The organism is Planctomycetia bacterium (assembly GCA_021413845.1).
Classification (GTDB): domain Bacteria; phylum Planctomycetota; class Planctomycetia; order Pirellulales; family PNKZ01; genus PNKZ01.
Window position 1 is genome coordinate 145990 of sequence record JAIOPP010000008.1, and the last position, 25416, is coordinate 171405.

At 62.8% G+C, this 25416-nt stretch carries 24 protein-coding genes and 1 tRNA gene; 10 read left to right on the plus strand and 15 right to left on the minus strand.

Going from position 1 to position 25416, the window contains the following annotated elements; genetic code table 11:
* Window positions 1–17: 17 nt before the first annotated feature.
* Window positions 18–1235: an amidohydrolase family protein gene (locus K8U03_01975; GenBank protein ID MCE9603652.1), complete on the minus strand. Its 1218-nt coding sequence runs from the start codon at window positions 1233–1235 to the stop codon at window positions 18–20.
* Window positions 1236–1475: 240 nt separating this feature from the next.
* Here K8U03_01975 and K8U03_01980 point away from each other — a divergent pair, with 240 nt between their 5' ends.
* The 4 genes from K8U03_01980 to K8U03_01995 all read left to right on the plus strand — a co-directional run bounded on the left by K8U03_01980 (window position 1476) and on the right by K8U03_01995 (window position 5450).
* Window positions 1476–2393 carry a hypothetical protein gene (locus tag K8U03_01980; GenBank protein ID MCE9603653.1) on the plus strand — a complete coding sequence of 306 codons (918 nt, stop codon included), beginning with the start codon at window positions 1476–1478 and terminating at the stop codon, window positions 2391–2393.
* A gap of 42 nt (window positions 2394–2435) precedes the next feature.
* A complete protein-coding gene (locus K8U03_01985; GenBank protein MCE9603654.1) occupies window positions 2436–3146 on the plus strand; it encodes an isochorismatase family protein in 711 nt (236 codons plus the stop codon).
* 118 nt (window positions 3147–3264) lie between these two features.
* Window positions 3265–4110, plus strand: a complete 846-nt coding sequence (locus tag K8U03_01990; GenBank protein MCE9603655.1) for an amidohydrolase family protein — start codon at window positions 3265–3267, stop codon at window positions 4108–4110.
* A 56-nt stretch (window positions 4111–4166) separates the two neighbouring features.
* Complete coding sequence (locus tag K8U03_01995; GenBank protein ID MCE9603656.1) at window positions 4167–5450, plus strand: dipeptidase; 1284 nt, start codon at window positions 4167–4169, stop codon at window positions 5448–5450.
* Window positions 5451–5546: 96 nt separating this feature from the next.
* Here the strand turns inward: K8U03_01995 and K8U03_02000 are convergent.
* A tRNA-Leu gene (locus K8U03_02000) sits at window positions 5547–5629 on the minus strand.
* A gap of 282 nt (window positions 5630–5911) precedes the next feature.
* Here K8U03_02000 and K8U03_02005 point away from each other — a divergent pair.
* Together K8U03_02005 and metF are read left to right on the plus strand one after the other, a co-directional pair.
* Window positions 5912–7168, plus strand: a complete 1257-nt coding sequence (locus K8U03_02005; GenBank protein ID MCE9603657.1) for a glucose-1-phosphate thymidylyltransferase — start codon at window positions 5912–5914, stop codon at window positions 7166–7168.
* A gap of 91 nt (window positions 7169–7259) precedes the next feature.
* Complete coding sequence (gene metF / locus K8U03_02010; GenBank protein MCE9603658.1) at window positions 7260–8132, plus strand: methylenetetrahydrofolate reductase [NAD(P)H]; 873 nt, start codon at window positions 7260–7262, stop codon at window positions 8130–8132.
* 13 nt (window positions 8133–8145) lie between these two features.
* On the opposite strand, the gene K8U03_02015 is transcribed toward metF, so the two are convergent.
* From K8U03_02015 to hisF, 12 genes are all read right to left on the minus strand, one after another.
* On the minus strand, window positions 8146–8943 hold the full coding sequence (locus K8U03_02015) for a hypothetical protein (GenBank protein ID MCE9603659.1): 798 nt from the start codon (window positions 8941–8943) through the stop codon (window positions 8146–8148).
* Window positions 8944–9000: 57 nt separating this feature from the next.
* On the minus strand, window positions 9001–9966 hold the full coding sequence (locus K8U03_02020; protein MCE9603660.1) for an NAD-dependent epimerase/dehydratase family protein: 966 nt from the start codon (window positions 9964–9966) through the stop codon (window positions 9001–9003).
* 3 nt (window positions 9967–9969) lie between these two features.
* Window positions 9970–10695, minus strand: coding sequence for an NTP transferase domain-containing protein (locus K8U03_02025; protein ID MCE9603661.1), 726 nt, complete (start codon window positions 10693–10695; stop codon window positions 9970–9972).
* A 74-nt stretch (window positions 10696–10769) separates the two neighbouring features.
* Window positions 10770–11999, minus strand: a complete 1230-nt coding sequence (locus tag K8U03_02030) for a glycosyltransferase family 4 protein (GenBank protein ID MCE9603662.1) — start codon at window positions 11997–11999, stop codon at window positions 10770–10772.
* A gap of 127 nt (window positions 12000–12126) precedes the next feature.
* Entirely contained in the window at window positions 12127–13227 is a 1101-nt protein-coding gene (gene waaF / locus K8U03_02035; GenBank protein MCE9603663.1) for a lipopolysaccharide heptosyltransferase II, read from the minus strand.
* A 59-nt stretch (window positions 13228–13286) separates the two neighbouring features.
* Complete coding sequence (rfaE2, locus tag K8U03_02040; protein MCE9603664.1) at window positions 13287–14867, minus strand: D-glycero-beta-D-manno-heptose 1-phosphate adenylyltransferase; 1581 nt, start codon at window positions 14865–14867, stop codon at window positions 13287–13289.
* A 152-nt stretch (window positions 14868–15019) separates the two neighbouring features.
* Complete coding sequence (gene lpxK, locus K8U03_02045) at window positions 15020–15970, minus strand: tetraacyldisaccharide 4'-kinase (protein MCE9603665.1); 951 nt, start codon at window positions 15968–15970, stop codon at window positions 15020–15022.
* Window positions 15971–16108: 138 nt separating this feature from the next.
* On the minus strand, window positions 16109–17203 hold the full coding sequence (locus K8U03_02050) for an isocitrate/isopropylmalate dehydrogenase family protein (protein ID MCE9603666.1): 1095 nt from the start codon (window positions 17201–17203) through the stop codon (window positions 16109–16111).
* Window positions 17204–17452: 249 nt separating this feature from the next.
* Window positions 17453–18067, minus strand: a complete 615-nt coding sequence (locus tag K8U03_02055; GenBank protein MCE9603667.1) for a CvpA family protein — start codon at window positions 18065–18067, stop codon at window positions 17453–17455.
* Between the two features lie 85 nt (window positions 18068–18152).
* On the minus strand, window positions 18153–20144 hold the full coding sequence (gene tadA, locus K8U03_02060; protein ID MCE9603668.1) for a Flp pilus assembly complex ATPase component TadA: 1992 nt from the start codon (window positions 20142–20144) through the stop codon (window positions 18153–18155).
* Window positions 20144–21289 carry a PilT/PilU family type 4a pilus ATPase gene (locus K8U03_02065; GenBank protein MCE9603669.1) on the minus strand — a complete coding sequence of 382 codons (1146 nt, stop codon included), beginning with the start codon at window positions 21287–21289 and terminating at the stop codon, window positions 20144–20146. The genes tadA and K8U03_02065 overlap by 1 nt, the downstream gene beginning before the upstream one ends.
* A gap of 101 nt (window positions 21290–21390) precedes the next feature.
* Window positions 21391–22158 (minus strand): imidazole glycerol phosphate synthase subunit HisF, encoded by a 768-nt coding sequence (hisF, locus tag K8U03_02070; GenBank protein ID MCE9603670.1) that lies wholly within the window; start codon window positions 22156–22158, stop codon window positions 21391–21393.
* A gap of 287 nt (window positions 22159–22445) precedes the next feature.
* Between hisF and K8U03_02075 the strand changes: the two genes are divergently transcribed.
* A complete protein-coding gene (locus K8U03_02075) occupies window positions 22446–22847 on the plus strand; it encodes a hypothetical protein (GenBank protein ID MCE9603671.1) in 402 nt (133 codons plus the stop codon).
* An 89-nt stretch (window positions 22848–22936) separates the two neighbouring features.
* Here the strand turns inward: K8U03_02075 and K8U03_02080 are convergent, their stop codons facing one another.
* Entirely contained in the window at window positions 22937–23803 is an 867-nt protein-coding gene (locus tag K8U03_02080) for a hypothetical protein (GenBank protein MCE9603672.1), read from the minus strand.
* 484 nt (window positions 23804–24287) lie between these two features.
* On the opposite strand from K8U03_02080, the gene K8U03_02085 reads away from it, so the two are divergent.
* From K8U03_02085 to K8U03_02095, 3 genes are read left to right on the plus strand one after another with little or no spacing between them, the layout of a single operon-like run.
* The gene (locus K8U03_02085) at window positions 24288–24464 is read left to right on the plus strand and encodes a hypothetical protein (protein ID MCE9603673.1); all 177 of its coding nucleotides are present in this window, start codon (window positions 24288–24290) and stop codon (window positions 24462–24464) included.
* A gap of 6 nt (window positions 24465–24470) precedes the next feature.
* Window positions 24471–24764, plus strand: a complete 294-nt coding sequence (locus K8U03_02090) for a type II toxin-antitoxin system RelE/ParE family toxin (GenBank protein MCE9603674.1) — start codon at window positions 24471–24473, stop codon at window positions 24762–24764.
* On the plus strand, window positions 24765–25268 hold the full coding sequence (locus tag K8U03_02095; protein ID MCE9603675.1) for a YfcE family phosphodiesterase: 504 nt from the start codon (window positions 24765–24767) through the stop codon (window positions 25266–25268).
* Window positions 25269–25416 lie beyond the last annotated feature (148 nt).

A 25416-nucleotide genomic window follows, 5' to 3' on the forward strand; every position in this document is an offset into this window, starting at 1 on the left:
GTGCGCGATCGGTCGGGTTATTCGATTTCGGCTCCGGCGACGAAGACGCGTCGCACGCCGAGCTCGCGATCGAGGACCACGGCATCGCCGTATTTGCCGACCGTCAGACTACCGATTTCATGCTCTCTGCCGAGGATTTGCGCCGGCGTGAGCGACGCCATGCGCACGACCTCCCACAACGGCCGCCCCGTCTGTTCCAGAAACGTGCGCAGCATATGGTCCATCCCGCGCACGCTCGAAGCAAGCCCTTTGCCGTCGGGCATCAGGCCGACGCCGTCGCGATGGAGCAGCGGTTCGCCCCCGTCGAGCGGGCCGATCATGTATTCTCCCTCGGGCATGTCGAGGGCCCGATTGCAGTCGGTGACCAGCGCCAAGCGGTCGGGCCCTTTGATCTTGAGCGCCAGTTCGAGCAGGTCGGGCGAGAGGTGCTTGCCGTCGGCGATCACTTCCGTCGTCAGTTCGTCGAAGAACAAAGTCGCTTCGAGAACGCCTCCTTGCATCGGGTAGGTTTGAAACTGCCGCAGCCGGGTCTTGTCGCTCATCGCGCAATACAGGTGGTCGATATGGCGCACACCCCAACGTACGGCCGCGCGCATTTGCTCGAACGTCGCCCAGCTATGGCCCGCGTTCAAACGAACCCCTTTGGCCGTGCAAGCGCGGGCGAACTCTTCCGCACCCGGCAGCTCCGGCGCGACGGTCGCCGTCGCCAGCGCGTCGGCGAATTCGAGATACTCCGCGAACTCGCGCTCGACCGGCGGACGAATCGCGGCTCCCGGATGCGCACCGCGGGCTTCGTAGCGGAAATAAGGACCGTAGAAATGTGCGCCGAGGACCCGCGGCAGAACCGCCGCGCCCGGCACCTTCGGCCGCATGAACTCACGCGTCAGTTTCAATACGGAGATGATTTGTTCATGCCGGGCCACGGTCGTCGTCGGGGTGAGGCTGGTCGTGCCGTGGCGTGCGTGTGCGAGGAGTGCCGTACGGTAGGAGTCGGCGGTGCCGTCCATGAAGTCGGCCCCTAGACCGCCGTGAACATGCAAGTCGACGAATCCGGGCGCGATGTAGCCGTCGCCGGCGTCGAGGATCGTCGTCGTTGCCGGATCGGCCGACGAGAGCAAGGTCGACTCATGATCGACGGCGACGATCCGACCGCCGCGCACCCAGACCGCCCCGCGCACCAACAGCCGATCCGGTAAAATGATCGTGCCGCACAACAACAAAGACCCAGGCCCCATCGACGTCTCACTTGAAAAAACCGTTTGCGGTCAACCGAACGCGAGTTGTGGGAAGGCGGGCCGAAACGCTCACTTTATGTATCGATCTCGGCTGATGCAAGCTGATTCGTGCTCTAGATCGGGGGGCGAGACTCTGGGACTTCGGCCGGTTCGTTTCTTAGCAGGTTATCGATAACACCCGCGGCGCAAGCGGGATACGATAACGCTCGCCCTGATCGTTCCTCTCCGAGGTGGTTCTGCATGTTTCGTTTCGCTTCGATGTTGGCGTTCGCCGTTCTCCTCGCGGCACCTTCCCGGGCAACGTTCGCCGAGGAGATTCGCCATTCGTTCTTCGTCGCCGGCCCGAGCTTTACGGGCATCATCGATGAAGCCGGGGGCGAAGCTTGGAACTCCGGCAAGGCCGCCGCACGCGACGGCTGGGTATTGCCCAACGGGAACATCTTGATCGCTTGGACCGATGAGATCCGAGAATATAGCGGCGACAAAAAAGAGGTGATCTTTCGGTATGCGAAGTCGGCCGAGAATCGAGAGATCGGCACCGTCGAGCGGCTGGCCGACGGCAACACGCTCATCACCGAGCTCGGCACGAAGCCGAAGCTGATCGAAGTCGATGCCGCCGGAAAGACGGTCGTGGAGTTTCCGTTGCAACCGGAGACCGACAACGCGCACATGCAGACGCGCATGGCGCGCAAGCTGGCGAACGGCAACTACCTCGTGCCGCATCTCCTGGCGTTTAAGGTGAAGGAATACTCGCCGAAGGGAGAGATCGTCGGCGAAATCAAGACCGACCTGCCGGAACTGGGAGGCCGTGCCGCGCAAGTGTGGCCGTTCACCGCGATTCGTCTCGCCGACGGCAACACGTTGGTCGCGCTCACGCACGGCAATAAGATCGCGGAGTTCGATGCTCAAGGCAAAGTCGCCTGGTTGGTCTCGAACGACGACCTGCCGAATAAGCCATTCGCCGATCCGTGCGGCTGCCAGCGTCTCGCCGACGGCAATACGGTCGTCGCGAGTTATGGCGCGCAGAAGGGAATCAAGCTGTTCGAGATCACGCGCGAGAAACAGATCGTGTGGAAGTATGAAGAGCCGCATCGCGTCCATCATTTTCAGATTCTTACGACCAACGGCAAGCCGCTCGCAGGGAAGCCGCTACGGTAGTTGCCCACTAAGAACGCATTCGCCCCGCTGAGGTAAAACGCGATGTCCGCTGAAACGAACCCGCTGGATTTCGGCTCGCCCGATCTGCGTCTTCCCGAAGCCTTGCGCGGCCCGTTGCTGGAGCATTTGGCCGAGTTGAAGCGCCGTTATCTCGCCCGGAATTGGGGGACGCGCGTCGGCTTCGGTTCGCGGCCGGCGTTGATCGTGATCGACCTAGCGCTGCATTGGACTCAGCCCGACCACGCGATGGGATCGGATTTGGAAAGCGTCGTCGTGCAGTCGTGCAAGATGCTCGCCGCTGCGCGAACCGCGGGCATCCCGATCTTCTTCACCACGTTCGCTTACGACCCGGCGACCCCGCCGAGCCCGCAGAACAAGAAGCTTTGCATGAACGTTCGGCCTGAGACGGCGCATCGCTTCGAGCTCGACGCGCGGCTCGAGCGCCGGCCCAACGAAAAAGTGATTCGCAAGCCGTATGCGTCGGCCTTCAAAGGGACGAACCTGCACGAAATGTTGACGTCGCTCGGGGTCGACACGTTGATCGTGACGGGAGTGAGCACGAGCCATTGCGTCTACGCGACCTGCCGCGATGCGACCGACAGCTTTCGGGTCATCGTTCCGCGCGAAGCGGTGGGAGAGCGCTGCGAGGTGTTCCACGAAGTGAACTTGCTCGATATCGACATCGATCTCGGCGACGTAATGCCTCTCGCGGAAGTCGTCGCCCAGCTAGAGCGCCTCGTCGGCAGGTCGTAATCAAAAGGCTATTCGCATGTTGAACCGCCGTCGATTTCACGGCCGGATCGCTTCGGCAGCCTTGGCGGGCTTCGCCGGTGCCGCATGCGCCGACGAACCGACGAAGGCCAAGCGGCCGATGGGAAAATTCTTCGACATCCACACGCACATCGGCCAGGCTGCGAATCACACTCCGCCGCTGACGGCCGAAGAGTTACTCCGTTGGATGGACGCGAACGATGTGGCGCAGGCCGCCGTGCTGCCGCTGGCGTCTCCCGAATCGTCGAGCTATTTGATCACGCCCGACTTCGTGCTCGCGCAAACGAAGCCCTATCGAGATCGACTCATTCCGTTCTGCTCGATCGATCCGCGCACCGACTACTCGGGCGGATCGCGCGGGTTGCTTGGCATGCTTACGCGCTACGTCGAGGCTGGCGCGAAAGGATTCGGCGAGCATAAGACCGGTGTGGCGATCGACGATCCGCGGAACATGAAGTTGTATGCCGCGTGCGCCGAGTTGAAGCTGCCGGTGCTGATCCATATCGACAATGCCCGCAACATGGATCGGCCGGGCCTCCCGGGCTTCGCCAAGGTGCTCGAAACCTTTCCGACCGTCAACTTCTTAGGGCACGCGTTCGGCTGGTGGGTATCGCTCGCCGGCGGAGTAACGCAAGCCGATCTTGGTGCCGGGCCGCGGATGACTCCGGTCGCTCCCGGCGGCGCCATCGATGCGCTGATGGACAAGTATCCGAACTTGTACGGCGACCTCTCGGCCAGCAGCGGCGCGGCGGCGATTCGTCGCGACATGAAATTCGGCCGCGAGTTCCTGCTGCGCCGGGCCGATCGTTTGGTCTTCGGCACCGACTATCACTTCCCCGGCCAAGCGATTCCGCAATTCGAGCTGTATCGCGAGCTCGATCTTCCGCCGGACGCAACCCAAAAAATCTTTCACGACAATGCCCGACGCTTGCTCGGGCTATCCTAACGCCGCGTTACTGCCCAACCGCCCCGCCGCCCGAACGTAGAACCTCCGAGGAAACTGTGGCTAAGAAACTCCATCGTCGAACGATTCTCCGCCGAGGTTGCACCGTCGTCGCCGGCTCGCTGCTGGCCGGTGTCCATCTTCCTGCGGTCCATGCGGGTGCCGGCTCGGGCGTCGTCGGCGAAGCGAAAGCTTTGCATCGCGAGATCCCGGTGTTCATCGGCTATCTCAATTTCGCGCAAGAGCAATTCCGCGCCGATGGTGGTCGACAGTGCGATCTCACGAAGCTCGACGCGGCGGGAGTGAAGACCTTCGTTGCTTCGATCGGCTTCGGCTGCTACTTTCAAACCGGTCCGCGCCAGTACGAGCTCGCCGGCTCGAACGATTGGCTGCTCGAACGACAGTTGAGCCGTATCGACGACGTCGTGGCGACGATCGAAAAATGCCCTCGCACTCGGCTCATCAAGACCACGGCCGACCTCGTGCCGCGCGCCGGCGACGATCAGATCGGCGTGATCGTCCATCTGACGGGCAACAACCACACGACGCGACTCGACACGGTCGACGAGTTCTTTAAGCGCGGCGTGCGAGCCACGCATCCGGCCATGCAGTACCACAACAACTGGTGCGCCGGTCATGAAGGACGTGCCGCTCCCGCGCTGAGCGAATTCGGCCGGCAGGTGGTCGCGCGCATGAACGAGCTCGGCATCGCGATCGACACGGCCCACGCTTCCGACGACACGGCCCTGGCCCTGGCCGCGGTCTCGAAACGTCCGATCAGCGATAGCCATACGACCAGTCGCGACCGCGTTCCGGCCTCGCGCGGCCTGCGCGATGCGACCTTGAAGCGCTTAGCCTCGACCGGCGGTGTGATCGGAGTGCTGTTCGCCGATCACATGCTGACGTCCGAAGCCTGGCGCACGAAGTATTCGCAGCGCCCCGTGAGCCCGCGGCTCTGGGAGTACAACAAATATCTGCTGGCATCCACGAGCGACCCGGACGAGCGAATGAAACTACGGCGCGATAAGCAAGCTCAGGAGCAGTTCTATCAAGATCGCAAACTGCCGCCCGACGTCGCAACGCCGACGACACGCGCGGCCGCCCTGGGCGACTTGGCCGACACGATCGATTATCTGATCGACACGGTCGGCATCGACCACGTCGGCCTAGGAACCGACATCAACGGCATCGACGCCGACCAATGGCCGCAAGGAATAGACCACATGGGCGACCTCCCGGTACTGACGGCCGAACTGCTGCGCCGAGGCTACAGCGTCGACCGCCTACGCAAGCTCTTAAGCGACAACGGCCACCGCGCCTACGGCGCTTGCTTGCCGACATAATGGCTGAAACGACGAGCCCGGAAACAACATGGCCCGCGGAAACGACTAAGGGACCCGACTCGCGGTTTTCACCGTAAGTCGAGTCCCTTGAGTAGGTACCGAAGGTCGGACTTGAACCGACACGGGATTGCTCCCACAGGATTTTGAGTCCAGCGCGTCTGCCATTTCGCCACTCCGGCACGGAGCGTCGGTCTCGTCGTCGGGCCGTCGGGTTGAAAGCGACGGGCACGGCACTGAAGATCGACGAGTCTATTTTAGCATCTTCTTCGCGAGAGTGAACGGGGGACTCCGCCGGTTTTTGGTCTTCCGCCGCGGCCTACCGGCCACTTGCCCTGTTCGCTATCCGCTGCAATTGGAATAATCGGGTCCTCGCCCGAGGGCTTCGGCTCTCGGTGCCGCGGATCGGTTGCATTCGCCACACTTGCGCAACTTGTTCGGTCGGCAGGCCCAAGGAAAAATCGATGACTATCGTGCTGTTCGAAGACGACAAAGTAGCGCAACTTTATCCGATTTCCGTCGGACGGCCCGCCGCCGCCATTTCGTGTGCGGGCTTCACCCTCATCGAGTTGTTGCGCAGCTTCGGCGAACAGCCGTCGTTCTTGCTCCGCTCCCATCTGCAAGCCACGGCCCTGGCCGACGGCCTGATCAGCGAATCCCCCGCCGATGGGCAGCCGCTCCGTGCGACCGCGAACGAGCCGTTGGTGTTGGTCAACGCTCGCTTGGTCCCGAGCGTCGCCGTGGTGGAAGCCGTGTTGAAGCTTGCGCGGGCCGGGAAGCCGGGCTTGGTCGTCTCGGGCGATTCGATCGCGCTGGCCGTGCTTGCCGCCGATGCGCCTCCTTTGCCGCGCGATGCGCAGCCGCCGCACATCGCGGAGTATCTCGGCAGGCTTCCGAAGGCGCCGCTCGAAGCCGAGCTGCCGCTGTTTCATTTCCCGCACGACGTCGTGCGCCACAACCTCACGGCCCTCAACGACAACCTCGCCTATCGCCTACGCAAAGGAAATTATCGTGAAGTCGCCGATGGGGTCTTCGCAGCCGACGAAGCGAAGCTCGGCTCCTATTGCGTGACCGAAACGGACAAAGGCCCGATCTTGCTCGACGCCGGCGCATCGGTCGGGCCCTATTGTTTCTTGCGCGGCCCGGTTTATCTCGGGCCCTCGGCTCGGCTCACGGAACAGTCGGCGTTGAAAGATTGCGTGAGCCTCGGCCACACGACGAAGATCGGCGGCGAAGTCGAAGGTTCCGTCATCGAGCCGTATACGAACAAGCAACATCACGGTTTTCTCGGACACAGCTACCTCGGCAGTTGGGTCAATCTCGGAGCAGGGACCTGCAACAGCGATCTCAAGAACACCTACGGCCAAGTCAACATGGACTACCACGGCCGCAAGGTGCCGACCGGCATGCAGTTCCTCGGCGCGATCGTCGGCGATTACGCGAAGACGGCCATCAACACTGGCATCTTCACCGGCAAGACCGTCGGGGCGTGCAGCATGGTCTACGGCTTCGTCACCACGAACGTGCCGAGCTTCGTGAACTATGCCCGCTCGTTCGGGCAGGTCACCGAAGTGCCGGTCGATATCCTCGTTGCGGCGCAGGCCCGCATGTTTGCGCGGCGTAAAGTCGAGCAGCGGTTATGCGACTTGCAGCTGCTGCACGATATGTACGAACTGACTAAGCACGAGCGGCAGATGGCCGGCGAGCCCCTCTCCTTGTAAACGGTCGCGCGGCCGGGTATCGTCGAAGTTTGCTTTGCTCGAATCGATCCCCGCTATTAACAAGCCTCACTCCGCAACCACGCACGCTTCGATGAATCTCCGACACGCTTACGGTCCCGGAAAATTCGGCCTCTCCTTCGAGCTTTATCCTCCTAAGAGCGAGACGGCCGAAGCGGAGTTGTTCGAGCATGTCGCGGAGTTGATGACGTTCCGGCCCGACTATGTTACTTGCACCTACGGCGCCGGCGGCTCGACGCGCTCGAAGACACTCGACATCGTCGAACGGGTCCGTCGCGATTTCCGCGGCGCGACCGCCTCGCATCTCACCTGCGTCGGCGCCACGGTCGAACAATTGCGCGACTATCTTACCGAAGCCGAGAAGCGCGGCGTGTCGAACATCGTCGCGCTGCGCGGCGATCCGCCGAAAGGGGAGACCGAGTTTCGCCAAGTCGTCGGCGGCTTGCGCTACGCCAACGAGCTCGTCGCTCTGATCCGCGCCGAGTTCCCGAATTTCGGCATCGCCGTGGCCGGCTATCCGGAAAAGCATCTCGAAGCGCCGAGCCTCGATGTCGATCTCGCAAACCTCAAGCGCAAGGTCGATAGCGGAGCCGATGCCGTCGTGACGCAGCTCTTCTATCGCAACTCGGACTTCTTCGAATTCCGCAACCGTTGCGAGCGGCTCGGCATTCGCATTCCCCTCGTGCCTGGCATTCTTCCCGTCACGAACCTCGCCCAGATCAAGCGCATCACCGCGCTATGCGGAGCGCAACTCCCCGAAGACTTTCGAGCCGACCTCGAACGCTGCGGTGCCGATGCCGAGGCGCAGTTCGAAATCGGCGTGGCGTTCGCCGTCCGCCAAGTGCGCGAGCTCGTCGCCGCCGGAGTGCCGGGTATCCACTTCTACGTCCTCAACAAGTCGAACGCCACGGGGCGCGTGTTGCGCGAAGTAGCGCTTGCGCGTTAGAAACGTTTCATGCCTAGGCCGCACGGCGCACGTCGTTGTGCCGGCGATAGCGATCGGCCTTCGTTTCGATGCGCCGCGCGAGCCGTTTTGCTTCGTCGTCGAGCTTCGTGAGCCCGAGGTACTGCTTGAAGAAGCGTAGCCGATCGGTGCGCGTAATCCCGGCGGGATCGCTCGAAAACAGCAGCCCGGCGAGGTCTTTGATCTTCCAGCGCGCGAGCCGCGAGTGCAGCAGCCGCCCCAAGTCGATCAGCACCAAGTCGAAGCCGTCTTCGCAATCGGCATCGTCGCGAAGATAGAAATGGCACAGGTAAAAATCGCGATGGTACAGCCGTTCGTCGTGCAACCGCCGAGCCACGTCGACCAAGCGCCGTACGAGCGCTTGCTTCCTGCGCCGCTGTTGCGAGGCGGGCAGCTTCGCCAACGGGCCGGGAATGTAACGATGCAACGGAAGGTAGCCCACGAGTTCGCGCGTCGCCAGCAAGCTGCCGCAAGCCGCTCGTCCGTCGGCACCGGCGAACACCGTTTCGGGCACGCGCACGCCGAGCGCCGCGACCCGTTCGAGGTTGGCGAATTCGCTCGGCCCGGGAAACGCTTTCGCCGGCGCAAACTTCCGCTGCCACCACGGCAAACGCATGTGCTTCTTCACGTACAGGCTCAGCGTTCGCCCGTCGACTTCGACACGGTAGCGCCCCGTCGAACGTCCTTGCTTCTGCACGTAGTCGTCGGTCGGGTTCCAAGCCGCGATCGCGCCGTAGCTATCGAGCGACGACGCGGCGAGAAACGAACGATAGCCGGGATTGATCCAGAACATGATTGGGGAGCGGCAAGGATTCTGCAATGTAGATAGTAACTAAAAAACAAGCGAGTCTTAGGCGGCGCTGCGCTCCCGGACGACCTCTTCCGACAGCACCGAGCTTAAAAGATCGGCGAGGCTTTGCTCGATCGGCGTTGTCGCGCGCCAGCCGCAACAGACGGCCGTCTTCGTCGGGTCGCCGTAGACGTTCGGCAAGTCGCCGGCGCGCGATAGGTCGCGAGTTTCGACGATCGGCATGCTCTCTCCGGTGAGCTCGATCATCTGGTGAAGCAGGTCGCGAATCTCGTGCGATCGCCCGCTACAGACGTTATACAACCGGCCCGGAACCCCTTCGCGCAGCAAGCGCACATACGCATCGACCGCATCGCGCACGTCGACGAAGTCGCGCCGCGCGACAAGACTGCCGCATTCGATCTGCGCCTGCTCGCCCCGATGGATGGCTCCGATTTGTTGCGCAAATCGACCCAGCGACAAATTCTTGCCGAGCCCAGGCCCAACGAGATTAAACGTCCGTGCGACGATGATCTGCAGCGGGCCGGCGGCAGGTTCGGCCAGCGCCGCGCGTGTCGCTTCCAGCTTAGTCCGGCCGTACGGCGACTCGGGCACGCAGGGAGCATCTTCGCTTACGGGAAGCCGCGCTGCTCCGGCCGACCCAAGCTCGGCCGCGCTCCCTACCACCAGCACACGAATCGTCTTTTCGTTTCGCGAGGCAAAGCTCTTCAAGGCTTCGATCAAGTGCTGGAGCGCGTCGACGTTGGCTGCGCGCAGCTCGTCGAACGTCGCGGCCGCGGTCATGCCTGCCAGGTGATAAACCGCGTCGGGTCGAATAACGTCGATCGCTCGTCGCAGGGCGGCCCCGTCGGTGAGATCGCACGCCTGAAATTCAGCGACCTGCGGAACGCTACGTGCAGGGATCGTGCGGCCGAGACCGACGATGGTGACGTCGTCGCGGCTCAAGCGTTCGGCCAGGTGCCGGCCGGAGAACCCCGCGACTCCCGTGATCAGCACGCGCTCGCGCATCGCTTAAGCCGCCGCTCGCAAAGGCTGCGGATAGAAGCGGAGCGGATCGCGGCGGTATTCATCGCACGCCGTGGCATAGTCGTCGGGCCGGCCGATGTCGAGCCAGTAGCAATCGTCGCGAAACGTCAGCACGTCGCGACCGTCGCGCTTGATGCGCAGAATCAGCTCGGGCATCGAGAGCCGTTCGCCGGGCGTGACGTAGTCGCACACTTCCGGCTCGAAACAGTAGATTCCCATGCTGACGTCGAAGCGGTGCGTCGGCTTTTCGATGTAGTCGAGCAGGCGTCCTTGTTCGTCGGTCTCGAGCACTCCGAGATCGATCTTCACCTCGCGCCGATACGTGGCGATCGTCGCGAGCGACTTGCGGCGACGATGAAACGCGGCCAGCCGGTTGAAGTCGAGCGTCGTGAGCAGGTCGCCGTTCATCACCAGGAAAGGCTCGTCGACGCGCGGCAGCAGGCCGAGGCAGCCGGCCGTGTCGAGCGGAGTGGTCTCGCGGAAGTAATCGATCTTCAGCCCGAACCGTTCGCCATCGCCGAGAAAGGCCCGAATGAGCTCCGCTAAATGTCCGGTGACGACCGTCAAGTCGGTGACGCCGAACAGCTGCAACTGGCGCACGAGGACTTCGATCACCGGCGTGTCGTCGAGCGGAACGAGCGGCTTCGGAAACGCCGCGGTGAAGGGCTGTAAGCGAGTCCCTTTTCCACCGGCAAGCAATACGGCACGCATGAAGAACGATCTTTCGGACAGAGGACGAGGTCGAATGAACTGTTTAATAAAAGATTTGTTGCCGTCACGACGGGCTAAGCCACACGCTTGCGATTTCGCGAACTCGCCGTAGACCCCTGCAAAGCCGTGGCGTGCATCGTCGCTCGATGGCGTTCCAACAGCGCGACCAACTCGCGCATCCGCACGTCCATCGTCGAGCGAGCCGCGGTTCGGCGGGCTTCGATCGCCATCCGGTGGCGCAGCGCATCGTCGTTGCAGAGCAAAGTCATGTGTTGCGCTAAGTCGTCGGTTTGCCACGGCGATTCGACGATGAAACCATCGCGACCTTCCGTCAGCAATTCCGACGCGCCGTTCTGTTGTGTCGTAATCACCGGCAAGCCGAAGCCGAGCGCCTCGGGCACCACGAGGCTGCAAGGATCGTAGAACGTCGGGAAGACGAACGCATCGCAACCGGCGAAGCAAGCCTGTACGTCGTCGACGAAGCCGAGAAAGCGAACCCGATCGGCGATGCCGAGCTTCGCCGCTTGGCGTTGATAAGCGTGGTCGCGCCGACTTCCGCAAACGATCAGCATCGCTTGCGGACAATCTCCGGCGACTTGCGCAAACGCTTCCAGCAGCGGTTCCAGGCCCTTGAGGGCATAGTTGCGAGCCGTGAAGAGCAGGGCGACGTCGTGGGTTTCCAGTCGTTGTTCGCGGCGGAATCGTTTCCGGCCGGCCGCGCCGTCGAATGCGCGTCGGCTCGGCTCCAGTCCGTTGTAGACGACGGCGATGCGCTCGGCCGGCAGATCGTAATACTGGCGGAAATGCTCGGCGCTTAGTTCGCTCGGAGCGACGACCGTCGCATGGCGCGCGTCCGGGCCGAACTGTTTCGTTTCGATTCGCTTAAAGAACCATTGTTTCGGGCTCAACGCTTTGCCCGCGACGTGCAACGCGCGCACGAGCGGGTGCCGAAAGCGTTCCAAGCTATAGTCGACGGCCGCCGGATGCGCGCCCGCGACCGCGAGATAAATATCTTGATACCAAGTCTTATTGAAGCCGATGATGAGATCGAAATCTTCTTGGAGTAGTGCGCGTTCGCTGGCGGCGGCGAAGCGATAGGTGCGTAGCCAACCGCAGAGCGGAAGTTCGCGCACGGCGACTTCATGCACCGTCGCGGCGTCGGAAACTTCCCCGGCATCGACACCGCGGGCAAACAGATGCACGTCGTGTCCGGCTTCGATGAGCGCGCGCGCAACGGACCCGGCATATTTTTCGGCGCCGCCGCGGCGTGCGCCGATCCATTCGATATTAAGTCCGATTTTCATGCGCAGGCCATTCGTCGCGAGCGGCTTCCTTGCCTCGAAGCGGCGGCGATTCTACACGGGTTCCGAAATCCGGGACAAGACAGGAACGGTGCCGGCAGTGAAGGCGGAAACCTTTCGCCATGTGTAGCTACGCTGACAAACTGTGGACCTGCGAGGCCGGATACTTCGCCAGCATGCGGAGCGTTGCCTTTTCAACCTCGTCGACGCTCAGATCTCGCATGCATTGATGCGTTCCGAGCGGACAAACGCGGCTTTGGCATGGTCCGCAAGGGAGCTTCTTCTGGATATGCACGGCCTCGGCCTGATGGTTTTCGCTCCACTCGATGTGCGTCGGCCCGAACAGCGACACGACGGGGACGCCGAACGCCGCCGCGAAATGACGCGGCCCGCTATCGGTCGTCACCATAAGGCGCGAACGCTCGACGCATGCCTTCGAGAGCCCGATGCTTAGGGGCTGGTCGGCTAAGGTGTCGTCGGCCAGAGACGTCACGCGCGGATGATTGGCTTGCGCCACGACATCGCGCGCAACCTCGCGCTCGGCCGGGCCGCAAAGCATCAGCACGGAAGCGTCGGTCCGAGCGACGAGGCGACGGGCCAACTCGGCGAAGTACTCGTTCGGCCAAACCTTCGCGGCACCGTAAGCGCCGCCGGAGTTGAACACGATCGTCGGACGATCGCGCGGGAGCCCGAGCGTTTGCCAAGTTCGCTCGGCGGCCGCGCGATCTGCCGGGGAGACGGCCAGCTCCAAGCGAGGCGACTCCGGCGGACAGCCGAGGGCGTAGGCGAGCTCGAGATAGTAGTCGAGCACCGGCGCCGGCGTGTAGCGACGTGCGCCGTACCAGGTGCGCCCGGCGTAGAGAGGGGTGAGCTTGTCGGTGAGCAGCGGACCGCGCAAGGCGCGCGCATAGCCGACGCGCCGGCGAGCCCCGCTGAGCCGCGCCAAGACTCCGGTGCGCAACGAGTTCGTGAGCAATACGACGGCATCGAGCTGCTCGGCCCGCAGCTTTTGAACCAATGCGCGGCTATGAAGCTCGGCATGCTTCGAGCGCGGGTCGTAGTACAGCTCGCCGTCGAGCCACGGAGTTCCGGCGAGCACCTGCGCCACGTAAGGTCGCATCACGCCGACCATCCGGCCTTCCGGCCCGAGCATGCGCCGCAAGGCGCGCAGAGTCGGCGTCGCCATGACGACGTCGCCGATCCAGTTCGGAAGAAAGATGCCGAGGCGCATGGAAGCGAGCAGTGGTCAGTGGTCGGTGGTCAGTGGTCGGTTAGGAAAGGAGGAGAGAGCTACTGGTGGAGCCGCGCTGAGGAGGTTTTGGCTTGGATCGGTTGGCCGACTTGGAAGTGGGGGGCCGGGATCGCCGGCTTGCTACCTGTTGGCTGGTTCAGTGCGGTTTGGTTGAGTGCTTCGACGATGTGGCTTGTTGAGATGCCGTCGACCATGCCGGCGATGCAGACTTGGCCGCCGTACGATTCGACGATGTCGTACCCGACGATCTCTTCGCGCTTATAAGCTCCCCCTTTGACCAACACCTCGGGCCGAAGCGTTGCGATGAGCTCGCGCGGCGTATCGTCGTCGAAATTCACCACGTAAGCCACGCAGCCGAGCGCTGCGAGAATGGCCGAGCGATCGATCGCGCCGATCACCGGCCGGGTCGGCCCTTTCAAACGGCGCACCGAAGCATCGCTGTTGACGCCGACGATCAGGATGTCGCCGAGCTGAGCCGCCTCTTGCAAGTAGGTGACGTGCCCGACGTGGAGCAGGTCGAAGCAGCCGTTCGTAAAGACGATCTTCTGGCCTGCGGCACGGTGCGCGGCCACGAGCGTCGAAAGAATGGGAAGGGCGACGACTTTGCCCGTGCCCGCGGCTCGATCGGCGGCGAGGCGCGCCATGATTTCGCGACGTGGAATCGGCGTGCAGCCGACCTTTTCGACTTCGAGCCCGCCGGCGACGTTCGCCAAGCGCACGGCATCGGCCGGTTCAACTCCGGCGGCGAAGCAAACGCCGATCATCGCGAGCACCATGTCGCCGGCGCCGGTGATGTCGTACACGGCGCGGGCCTGGGTCGGGTAGACCTCGCCGCGCCCTTCCGGAGCGACGAGTGCCATGCCGTCGCGATCGAGCGTGACGATACCGAAGTCGAGTTTCAATTCGCGGCAGAGTTTCCAACCGGCGCGGATCGCGTCGTCGTGGGTTTTGATTTCGATTCCGGTCGCGCCGGCCGCTTCCGAGCGATTGGGGGTCATCGTCGTGGCGCCGCGGTAGCGCGAATAGTCGGACCCGCGAATCGGGTCGACGATCACCGGCTTGCCGAGCGTGCGGGCCGCATCGATCACGGCACGGAGCAGCCTCGGTGCGCAGACTCCCTTGTCGTAGTCGGAAATCAATACGACGTCGAAGCGTTCGAGCTCGGCGAGAATGCGGTCGCTTAGTTCGTGTGCGAGGTCGGCGCGGAGCGGATCGCGGACCTCGCTATCGACGCGCAAGATCTGATGCGGGTGGCGGCCTTGCGCGCGGCCGATGAAGCGTTCCTTCACGGTCGTCGGACGCTCTTCATCGAACATCACGAGGCTATCGTCGATCCCGAGATCGCGCAACATGCGGCGCACGAGGCGCCCGTCGAGATCCTGACCGACGATGCCCGCGCACGTCACCTCGGCTTCGAGGCCTCGGAGCATATTGCAAACATTCGCCGCGCCGCCGAGTCGGGCCTCGCGCTCGTCGGCGCGAAGGAGAATGACCGGCGCTTCTTGGCTCACGCGTTCGGCATTGCCCCAGGTGTAGCGATCGAGAATCAAGTCGCCGAGCACGAGCACGCGCGGACGACCGAGTGCGGCGAAGAGAGGAATCAAATCGGTAGGTGGCATCGCATGTCATCCTTGACGCGAAGTGGTCGACAATCCATGTCGGGTGAGTGCCGGGAGCACTCGAGAGTCGCGACAGGATAGCGTCTGGGCAAGGTCGCGACCAAGAGGAAACGGCCGGCTGCGCGTAGGAGCGGCGCAAAGAAAATGAAATGCTAGCTCTCGGCTGCCGGCAGCAGTTGCTCCAAACGGCGGAGCAAGTCGGCTTCGCCCGAGAGGAATTCGACCCCGACGACGACGGCCTTCAGCGGCTTGCCGGCGAGCAGATCGAGCCGAAGTTTGACGAGGTCTTTGTGCGTGCAGACGAGCATCTCGGCCTGGGCTTCGCGAGCGGCTTGCGCCAGCATGTCGACGTCTGCGCGCTCGTAGGCGTGGTGGTCGGCGAACTCGCGAAAAGCGACCAACTCGCAGCCGAGGCCGGCGAGCGTGCGACGAAAACCTTCGGGATTGCCTATGCCGCAAAAGCCGAGCACGCGCCGCCCGCGCAACGTTTCGAGCGAAGATTCCGCGCCGGCGGAGTCGAGCAGCGAGCGAGGCGCATGCCGGACTTCGCACCAGGCGGCGCCGGCTTCGTAGCGCCGCACGACTTCGCGAATGCGGCTCCGTTCGGCCGGCTCGACCAGATCGGCCCGGGACAAGACGACGACCCCGGCGCGCTTCAGGCCGGCGAGCGGCTCGCGCAGCAAGCCGCGCGGAAAGACATGGCCGAAGCCGAACGGCTCGAGGGCATCGATCAGGACGACATCGAGATCGCGCCGCAAACGGCGATGTTGGAAACCGTCGTCGAGCAGCACGACTTGGCTCTCGAACTCTTCGATCGCCATGCGCGCGCCCTCGACGCGGTCGACGTTTTGCAGGTGCGGCACGTCGGGAAGTTTTTCTTCGAGCTCGATCGCTTCGTCGTTGCGTGCGCCGGCTTCGACGCCGTAGCCGCGGCTGACGATCGAGACCCGCACGTCGCGCTCGCGCAAGCGCCGGGCGATCCACTCGACGAGCGGCGTCTTGCCGGTGCCGCCGAGCGTGAGGTTGCCGATGCAGACGACCGGCACCGCGACGGCATGCGAGGCGGCGCGGCCGGTGTCGTAGAGCCAATTGCGGACGCGCATCGCGAGGGCGTAGCCGGTTTCGCCGATGCGTAGCGCGGCTCGCGCGGCGGAAGCCGTGAGTCCTCGCCGCCGGCCGGAGACGAGCTCACGGAAACCGGCGGCGGAAAACAACGGCGGGTTCACCCGAAGAGCCTGCTTTTAAAGCTTCTTGCAAATCGCTTCGGCCATCTCGCGCGTACCGACGGCCGTCGGGTCGTTGCGGTCGTCCTTCAGGTCGTACGTGACGTGCTTACCTTCTTCGATGACCGCGGCCACGGCCTTCTCGAGCCGAGCCGAAGCGTCGGTTTCGCCGAGGTGTTTGAGCATGAGCATGCCCGAGAGAATCAGCGCGGTCGGGTTGACCTTGTTCAGGCCTTTGTATTTCGGAGCGCTGCCGTGAGTCGCTTCGAACACGGCACCGTTGGGGCCGAGGTTGGCACCCGGCGCCACGCCGAGGCCGCCGACGAGACCTGCCGCGAGATCGGAGAGGACGTCGCCGTATAGGTTCGGCAAGACGAGCACGTCGTACAGTTCCGGCTTTTGCACGAGTTGCATGCACATGTTGTCGACGATGCGGTCTTCGAACTCGATGTCGGGATATTGCTTCGCGACGTTGCGTCCGCATTCGAGGAACAGGCCGTCGGAGAACTTCATGATGTTGGCCTTATGCACGGCCGTGACCTTCTTGCGACCGTTTTCACGGGCGTAGTCGAACGCGCACTTGATGATTCGCTCGCTACCCGAGACGCTGATCGGCTTGATGCTGACGCCGGTCTCTTCGAGGCCGGACTTCACTTTGCCCGACTTCGAGTGGGCGTTGACGAACTCGATGAGCTGCGCCGTTTCGGGCTTCCCCTTCTCGAACTCGGTTCCGGCGTAGAGGTCTTCCGTGTTCTCGCGCACGATGACCAAGTCGACCGGCAGTTGGCTGTAGTAGGTGCGGACCCCTTTGTAGATCTTGCAGGGGCGAATGCAGGCATAGAGCCCGAAGGCTTGGCGAAGATGGACGTTGATGCTGCGGAAGCCGGTGCCGACGGGAGTCGTGATCGGGGCCTTGAGCGCGCACTTGGTGCGACGGAGGCTTTCGAGGCAGGCTTCCGGCAGCGGCGTGCCGGTGCGGGCCATGACGTCGACGCCGGCCTCTTGCGGATCCCAATTGATTTTCACGCCGGTCGCGTCGACGCAACGCTTGGCTGCTTCAGCTAGTTCCGGACCGGTGCCGTCGCCCGTGATGAGAGTGACTTCGTAAGCCATGAGAGCAAATGCCTTTCTCGATCGATGCCGAACACGCTGAACTGGTCGACCCGGAACGATTTTCGCCGGGATGTTTTACCGTTGCCGCAGCCGTAGAAACGGCCGCTCGAACCTTACGGAAGGAATGGAAAAGAGTAACACCGCCGGTTTCGATGGTCAACGGGCCGCGCGGTGTGCTGCGGCTCGAAGAATAAGGGAGAAAAAGAGAATTTTCGCGGTTGCTGCCGAGCCGCGCCGCCGCCCGCCGGCTTAGTTGACCAGCAGGCTTTCTTGCGTGTCGAGCCAGGCACGCCGGGAGGCGTATTTCAGCATGAATTCGCTCTTGGGATCGAACATGCTCGTGACGTTCCCTTGCGCGTCGACGGCGTTGCGGCCGAGGCCGCCGTTGTCCGATTGCTTTTGCATGAACCCGAGCCAGAGGCGGTCGGGCTGCAGGCCGAAGAACAATTTTTGCTCGGCGTCGAAACCGCCGTCGAAAAAGTTGCGAGTCAGGGGGGCCGTGTGGAGCGTGAAGCAGACGAAGCAAACGGCCGTCCAACCGATCCAGAACGCCACGATGACGCCGCCGAAGTTTTCCATCAGCGGATGAAAGCGGACGCGAAAGCGCGACAGTTTCCCGGTGAGAGTGCGCAGCAGCAAGAAGGTGCCGGCGAAGAGCAGGCCGAGCGAGATGATATCCCACACATGCACGGCCGAGGTCAGGAGCGAGGTGAGGAACTGCGCGAGAGGCTCGAAGTAGCACGTCGCGATGATCGCCGAGAGGATCGTGTTGAAGAGCGTGATCGTGTTGCTCCAGAGCCCATCGCGGGCCAAGCCGCCGACGATGAACAACACGATCACGATAAAGATGACGTTGAGTACCATAAGATCGGCGGCGATGAAGGTTGTGCTGAGGTTCGAGCTGGTTTATCTGGCGAACGGAGAAACGGTAAGGCGAGCGGCGTCGGTTTTACGATCCCGGCCGTTTCGGCGCCGGAGGCTTCGCGGCCGGCTTCTGTGCGGCGGCGGCTGCCGGCTTCGCAGCGGTCGCGGGCTTCGCCGTGGCCGCCGCAGGGGCAGCAGCGGGGGGGCCGGCAGGCGCGGCGGCCGGTGCCGCGGCCGGCGTGGCCGTTCCGTCCTTCAACACTCGCGACAACTCGGCTACCGAGGTGAGCCCCTTCACGACGAGGAGCAGCCCTTCGTCTTCAAAGGTCTTCATCCCTCCCTTACGCGCGGCGTTGCGAACCGATTCGACCTTCGGATCTTTGAGCAGCGTCTGGCGCACGAGGTCGTCGACGACGAGCAGCTCGATCATCGCGATCTGGCCGTTGTAGGCGAGGCCCGCACAACCCTTGCAAACTTCTTGGCGGGGCTGCGTCGGCGGTCGATAGAAGGCGGCGACCTTATCGGCCGGAATGCCGAGCTTCTGCAGAATTTGCGGCTGCGGAGGGTACGCCTCTTTGCATTGATCGCAAAGTTTACGGACGAGACGCTGAGCGATCGCGCCCGAAACCGCGGCGGCGTATTTCTTCAGCGGCACCTTGGTCGCGATCGCCGGCAGCAACAAACCTTCGGCCGCTTCGCGTGCCCGGGCCGTCGTCAGGATGAGCCGATCGTCGGACACGGCGTCTTCGCAGATAAACGTCGCCGTCTCGACGTTCACCAACTCGGGCACGAACAACACATCGGGGAATTGCCGAATGACGCCGGGGATCTTCGTCATCGGCGATTCTTGTTCGAGGCTGTCGTACGGCGTGATCTGCACGTTCTCGACCTCGACGTCGGCCGAGTTCTTATCTTCGATCGCCATGATGCTGCGCGTGTAGCGATCGATGGATGCGAGGCAAGCGGTGACGAGGCTCGTGAGCCCGCCTCCCGGCGGCGCGGCGATGACGAACAAGCCCGACTTCCGGCCGAGCAAGCCCAGAAGATCGTCGGCTACTTTTTGGCGCAGCGAGTATTCGGCGATGCGCCGCTTGCGAACCGCAGGGTCTTCGAACTGCACCAGCGCTCGCTCGCCGGTCGGCGTTCCCTGGCTCGTGAGCTTGCAGGCGATCTTGCGTCGCGTCGCATCTTCGACGGCGGTGAACGTCCCTGTTTGCCGCGTCCGACGGTCTTCGGGCTTGAGCCCGCACAGCACTTTAACGGCGGCGAGAACGGGATCGCCGACTTGCCGCGGCAGGGCATCCCCTTCGAGCCAAACGCCGTCGACGAGAAACTTCACGGCGACCGCTTCGGCGGTGAAGTCGAGCATGATCCCGCTCGCGCGATGGCCGATCGATTGGCGGATCAGATCGCGCATGAGGGCTTGGCCCGGCGACTGGCGAAGCGCGATCTCGCGCTTTTGCGTTTCTTCCGAGGAAGGGGCTCCGCGCGCGAGGAGCGTGATCGGCGGGTTGAGCCCCTTCTGCTTCCCCGTGGCGCTGATCTTGATGCCGAAGCGTCGGAGCGACGTCGCGGCGATGAGCCGAAGATGCGCCGGCGTGAAGACTTGGTCTTCCGCCTGTTGCAGCTTGTTTCGCTGCATGACATAGACGACCGTCGGCGCAACGAGCGCCGCGAGCATCAGCACGAAGCTCAGCGCGTACCAAGGAATGACGAACTGCAACAGAAACATCACGGCGAACGGCCCGAACGCCAGGGAGTTCCAGAGCCGGTAATTCTGCTCGACCTTCTGCGCGTCGCGATTGAGCCAGTCGCACGTCAGGATCCAGCCGAAGAACAGCAAGATCGTGCAGACGAGCTTCGGGATGCCGAAGTAAGAGCCGGGGCCGCGCGCGAAGTTGGCCGACGTAAATTGGTCGGGCGCCTTATCGTTGCTCCACATCGGCCAAGTGCCGACGGGCGGAGGCGCGGCGACTGCCGGAGCGGCCTTCGAGCTCTGAGCGTGCGCGGGGGTCGGCGCGGTCGCCGTGAGGCACGCGAGAGAGATGCCGAGAAGTAAAATCAGGATACGCGACATTACAAAATTCCAGGTTGGGCGACGTTGATGCCCTTCAGGGCCATCTTCAATGCATCGACGTTCGGAGCGACTTCGAACGCCGTCGCGCGGTCGATCAGATCGGTGTCGACGAGGTTCTTCAAGCTCATCGTGAAGTCTTGCATCCCTTCCTTTTCGCACATGCGAATGGCGTCGGGGAGCTTTTCGTCTTTCTCTTCGAGAATCAATTTGCGCACGATCGAGTTGAACGTCATGATCTCGACGGTCGGCACTCGGCCGACCCCTTCCTTGATCGACGGCAACAACTTCTGCGCCACGATCGCCTTCATGTTCATCGCGATCGCGCTGCGGAGCGACGAGTGCATCGTTTGCGGGAACAAGTCGAGGATCCGGCCGATCGTCGAAGGGGCGCTCGAAGCGTGGATCGTGCCGAACACCAAGTGCCCCGTCTCGGCGGCGTGGATCGCCGTGAGGAACGTCTCTTCGTCGCGCATTTCACCGACGAGCATGATGTCGGGGTCTTCGCGCACCGCGTGCTTCATGCCGATCTTAAAGTCGATCACGTCCATGCCGATCTCACGCTGATTGATCATGCTTTTATCTTCTTCGAAGATGAATTCGATCGGGTCTTCGAGTGTGAGAATGTGTTTGCGGTAGTTACGGTTCACCCAATTGAGCATGCTCGCGATCGTCGTACTTTTGCCCGAACCGGTTACGCCGGCCAAGAGCACCATCCCTTGGTGATACTTGCAGAGATCGACCATCCCCGGCGGGAGGTGCAAGCCTTCGAAATTGGGAATCGACCGATTCACGCGCCGCGCCACGAGCCCGACGTGGCCGAGCTGCGTGAGCATGTTGACGCGGAATCGCCACATCTCGCCGTCGACGTCGACGGTGTACGCGAAGTCGGCGCCGCCGGTGTCGTTGAAGATCTTCCGGTTCCGGTCGTTGAGCAGCGGGAACAACAGCCGCACCATCTCTTCATCGTCGAGCGGCGGGCGCGTGAGCGGACGCAGGTCGCCGTTGACGCGCACGATCGGCGCACGGCCGACCTTCATGTGAAGATCGCTCCCTTTCAGCTTCACGAGGGCCCGAAACAGCTTATCGACTTCGAGCTCGACCCGTTTCTGGATATATCGTTCTGCATCTGCGTCGATCAGGGCCATCCGGCAGGCTCCGTAGTCTGAAGGGAATCGAGCGGCGATGGAAGTGAGTGGGGCTCGCGACTGACGATTCGATAGAAGTGTGTGAGGAAAGACATCGGAAGCTAAATTCGAACCGCGACGCCGCGCGCGGCCATCGCCCGCTTCGCCGCCCCGATCGTGTATTCGCCGAAATGGAACATCCCGGCCGCAAGCACGGCGTCGGCATGTCCGAACAGCACGGCATCGGCCAAGTGGTCAGGCGTTCCCGCCCCGCCGCTGGCGACGACCGGAATCGAGACGGCATCGCTGACGGCTCGCGTCATCTCTAGATCGTACCCTTGTTTGGTGCCGTCGGCATCCATGCAGGTCAGCACGATCTCGCCGGCCCCGAGTTTTTCGACCTGGCGAGCCCAGTCGACGGCGTCGAGCCCGGTCGGCACCCGTCCGCCGTTGATGTACACTTCCCAAGTGTCGCGCCCGTCGCGCCGGACCCGTTTCGGGTCGATATTCACGACCGTCGCGCAGCTGCCGAACTTCCGACTGACTTCGGAGATCAGCTCCGGAGTGCGCACAGCGGCCGAATTGATGCTCACCTTCTCGGCCCCGGCTTGGATCAGGCAGGTGGCGTCGTCGAGCGTCCGGATGCCGCCGCCGACGGTAAACGGCATGAAGATCGTCTCGGAGACCCGGCGGACGACGTCGAGCATGATGGCCCGGCCTTCGTGGCTGGCCGTGATGTCGAGGAATACGAGCTCATCGGCCCCGTCCGCTTCGTAGCGTGCGGCGACCGCGACGGGGTCGCCGGCATCCCGGAGCTCGAGAAACTTCGTTCCCTTGACGACGCGCCCACGTTCCACATCGAGACAAGGAATGACGCGCTTGGCGAGCATGGTTTGCGTAGCGATCGATAAGAGCCTAGAGCGCGCGAATCCGGCGAGACTACGTCGACTATCCGCCCCGGAATCGGCGGGATTTTTTACTCTAAGCTCCTCGGGCGCAACGGTCAACGGCCCAAGCGTTTACCTATCGGAAGTGAGAGCGAAGTTGGGTCGATCGCAGGGTGCCGGCGGATGGCAGAGTTAAAAAGGCGTTAATTTGTGAAAAAATAAGCTGACAGGGAGTATTATTGCGCCAGACACGCACTTTCGCACCCCATTCGTTTTCTTCGAGGTGAGCCATGAGAGCATTTCTCTTAGCAGGTTTTGTTTTCGCCGCAGCCGCGGCCGCTGCATCGACCGGTTATGCACAACAACGCGACGCCGGTAGCAAGATCCGCGGCGAAGCGGGCAACGGCACCAGCGACGCCGTGCGCACGTACTCGCGCGGTTACGTTTACGCTCCGGCTCCCGTCGCGGTAGCGCAACCGCAACAGGCGGTCGTGAACGTCGCTCCGGCTCAGCCCGAGGCCAACGCTACGGCGGCCGTCGATAACGCTCGCACCGGCACTCGCACCTTTTCGGTAGAGCCGCAATCGACCGCTCCGTCGACGACCTATCGCACCTATGCTCCCCGTCGCTTGAATGCGCGCTCGCAGTGGAATCGGGCCGATCGCAAGATTCTCGGACACAACGAGTACTAAGCCGCAGCGCCGACAACGCGACGATCGCACGCCCGGACGAGCCTCTTCACGAAGGGGCTCGTCCTTTTTTTATTGGCGACTCATCTTTCCTAGCGACTCGTCGTCACGAATCGATCGCTCTCCAGATCGGCGAGCCAGCGCCGTTCGAGATCGGCTACTCCGTCGAGGCCGTAGTGTTCGCGAAGGGCCGCGTCGTATCCTTGCGACGCGGCTCCTTTCAAGAAGGCCGCAAAATCGGCCGGCGTGCGGCGCTCAGCGAGAAACCGCACCATCGAGGCGCTCTGTCCGTAAAACGCCGTGATTCGTTCCGCTCCCGGATATTCCGTGAGCTCCAAGATTTCGCCGAGACGAAAGTGTTCGCCCCGAGCGACGGCACGCCGCAAGTCGGCGTCGTGTCGAAATTGTTTCTCCGTCGGGTCGGCGAGAATCGCCCAACCCTCTTCGGCCCAGCGTCCCGGCGGCGTCGTGCCGAAGCGATCGGCGAGCAGCACATGAATCAGTTCATGCGGTAGCGCGCCGTCGAACCATTCGGCTTTGTCGCCGCGAAGATCGATCCGTCGCGTGACGATCCGGCCTTTCTCCGTCTCGATCCACGAACTGCCGAGCGTTCTCTCTCCGCCCGGCACTTCGCGCACGTAGCTGCTCAACGTGTCGTGGACGACGACCAAGCATTTAGGCTGCCATGCCGTGAGGGCTTGATCGTCGAACCATTTCGTGCGCAGCTCCGTGAGCAACGCTTCACAACGTGCGCCGAGTTCGTTCAAAGCCTTCGCGTCTTGCGTGCTTTGGATAACGAAGTGCTCGGTCGTCACGGTGCGATAAGGAGCAGCTTGTTTGGCCGCTTCGACTCGCGTCGCACCGACCATGAGCGACCAACCCACCAACATCGAACTGACGGACAACCATCGAACCCACGACGTGATTACCGCGGAGTTCTGCAATAATGTAGAACGCACAGGCCGGTCTCATCATGGGTTCGCTGCGTACGCTGCGTGCGGCCCTGCTCGCAGTCGTTCGGAATGTCGTCCGCAGTCGGATTCGTTGAGACCGTGCTAAGAACACTTTTCGTGCCGAACCTCCTGGCGCAGTTCGCGCAGCCCGCCGCCGGCAGGTCTTAAAGCCTTGGCGTTCATTTCCTTACGGAAAATGCGTTCGCCTTCTGCTACGCTCGGCGACTCGCACCTCTGCACCGATGCCTAGCATCCGCTGCCGCGACTCGTTGCAACTTCCCAACGCTTTTCGATGCCGGCATCGATCGGCGAAGCAAAGCGATGGCTAGTTTGGAATGGACGCCGCTTTTTTGACGTAAAACATCCTTCTTGCTAGGCTCGTAGTATGAGTTCCGATCTTTCCCCGCAGAACGAACGATTCATACATCAAGTACTCGCTGACGGAGTTTTTTCCTCGCGCGAGTCGCTGTTGAATTGCGCGGTAGATTCCTTGCGAGTTGCCGCAGCGGAGAGTCCCACGGCCGCTCGCCTAGCCGAAGAGCTTAGACTGGTCGACGAAGCGATCGACGACGTCGAGTCGCGCGGATCCGTGGCGTGGGATTCCGCAGTCGTAACCCGACGTATTCTCGAACGCCTCGCCGAGACCGGTGCGCCGGCAAACGATTAGTGTCTAGTGTCGCGCGTTGACATCAGCCGAATCGCCGACGCTGAAATCACGGAGATCGGCCTTTACGTCGCTGCTCGCAATCCCATAGCCGCCGGACGCATATTGGCGGATCTGGACGACTTGTTTCGGATGCTTGGGACTCATCCCGAACTGGGTGAACGGCATACGACGCCGCACCGGCGAGATGTTCGTCGGTTTCCGCTCGGTAGCTATGTGATCTACTATCGCCTTGTGGAAGGAGGTGTCGAAATTCTTCGGGTACTTCATGGAGCTCGTGAGCAAGGCAAGAGTTCGTCATAGATGCTCCTAGGAATTCTCTCCGATACGCACGATCGCCACGAGCGCACCGCGCGGGCGATCGACCTGCTCCGTGTCGCCGGAGCCGAGGCGCTGGTGCATTGCGGCGACTTCGTCTCGCCGGCGATCGTGCGCTTGCTCGCGGGTTCGCCGAGTTGGATCGTCTTCGGCAACAACGATGCCGACGATATCCGCAAGCTCGCACGAGCAGCCGCCGATGTGGGAGCCACCTCGCTCGGCTGGGGCGGCAATTGGGAACTCGCCGGCCGCCGCCTCGCCGCGACCCACGGCCACCGCCCGGCCGAAGTGAAGCGCTTGCTTGCCGGTTCTTCGGATCATGGTCCGCCCGACTATCTCTTCACCGGCCACTCACACCGCAAACTCAGCGAGCACCTCGGCCCGACGCACCACATCAATCCCGGCGCACTCCACAGAGCCCGCGAGTTCACGGTCGCTCTCTTAGACCTCACGACGAACGAACTCCGCTTCGTAAACGTCCCGCCTTAGTAGCAGGCACGTTCCACGTGCCGTAGCCACGTGCGTCGTTCCGTAAAGAAGCCGCACCGCGCACAAATTCGGCGAGCGGGGTGCCGTCAGGCCCCCGTTTCCGGAAATCTCAAATCACAACAAACAAGCTCCAAACAAAAAACAAAGC

Bases quoted from the DNA above. Each gene is read 5' to 3' on its own strand.
- K8U03_01975 (MCE9603652.1), bottom strand. From the start codon at position 1,235: ATGGGGCCTGGGTCTTTGTTGTTGTGCGGCACGATCATTTTACCGGAT.
- K8U03_01980 (MCE9603653.1), top strand. From the start codon at position 1,476: ATGTTTCGTTTCGCTTCGATGTTGGCGTTCGCCGTTCTCCTCGCGGCA.
- K8U03_01985 (MCE9603654.1), top strand. From the start codon at position 2,436: ATGTCCGCTGAAACGAACCCGCTGGATTTCGGCTCGCCCGATCTGCGT.
- K8U03_01990 (MCE9603655.1), top strand. From the start codon at position 3,265: ATGGGAAAATTCTTCGACATCCACACGCACATCGGCCAGGCTGCGAAT.
- K8U03_02005 (MCE9603657.1), top strand. From the start codon at position 5,912: ATGACTATCGTGCTGTTCGAAGACGACAAAGTAGCGCAACTTTATCCG.
- metF (MCE9603658.1), top strand. From the start codon at position 7,260: ATGAATCTCCGACACGCTTACGGTCCCGGAAAATTCGGCCTCTCCTTC.
- K8U03_02015 (MCE9603659.1), bottom strand. From the start codon at position 8,943: ATGTTCTGGATCAATCCCGGCTATCGTTCGTTTCTCGCCGCGTCGTCG.
- K8U03_02020 (MCE9603660.1), bottom strand. From the start codon at position 9,966: ATGCGCGAGCGCGTGCTGATCACGGGAGTCGCGGGGTTCTCCGGCCGG.
- K8U03_02025 (MCE9603661.1), bottom strand. From the start codon at position 10,695: ATGCGTGCCGTATTGCTTGCCGGTGGAAAAGGGACTCGCTTACAGCCC.
- K8U03_02030 (MCE9603662.1), bottom strand. From the start codon at position 11,999: ATGAAAATCGGACTTAATATCGAATGGATCGGCGCACGCCGCGGCGGC.
- waaF (MCE9603663.1), bottom strand. From the start codon at position 13,227: ATGCGCCTCGGCATCTTTCTTCCGAACTGGATCGGCGACGTCGTCATG.
- rfaE2 (MCE9603664.1), bottom strand. From the start codon at position 14,867: ATGCCACCTACCGATTTGATTCCTCTCTTCGCCGCACTCGGTCGTCCG.
- lpxK (MCE9603665.1), bottom strand. From the start codon at position 15,970: ATGCGCGTCCGCAATTGGCTCTACGACACCGGCCGCGCCGCCTCGCAT.
- K8U03_02050 (MCE9603666.1), bottom strand. From the start codon at position 17,203: ATGGCTTACGAAGTCACTCTCATCACGGGCGACGGCACCGGTCCGGAA.
- K8U03_02055 (MCE9603667.1), bottom strand. From the start codon at position 18,067: ATGGTACTCAACGTCATCTTTATCGTGATCGTGTTGTTCATCGTCGGC.
- tadA (MCE9603668.1), bottom strand. From the start codon at position 20,144: ATGTCGCGTATCCTGATTTTACTTCTCGGCATCTCTCTCGCGTGCCTC.
- K8U03_02065 (MCE9603669.1), bottom strand. From the start codon at position 21,289: ATGGCCCTGATCGACGCAGATGCAGAACGATATATCCAGAAACGGGTC.
- hisF (MCE9603670.1), bottom strand. From the start codon at position 22,158: ATGCTCGCCAAGCGCGTCATTCCTTGTCTCGATGTGGAACGTGGGCGC.
- K8U03_02075 (MCE9603671.1), top strand. From the start codon at position 22,446: ATGAGAGCATTTCTCTTAGCAGGTTTTGTTTTCGCCGCAGCCGCGGCC.
- K8U03_02095 (MCE9603675.1), top strand. From the start codon at position 24,765: ATGCTCCTAGGAATTCTCTCCGATACGCACGATCGCCACGAGCGCACC.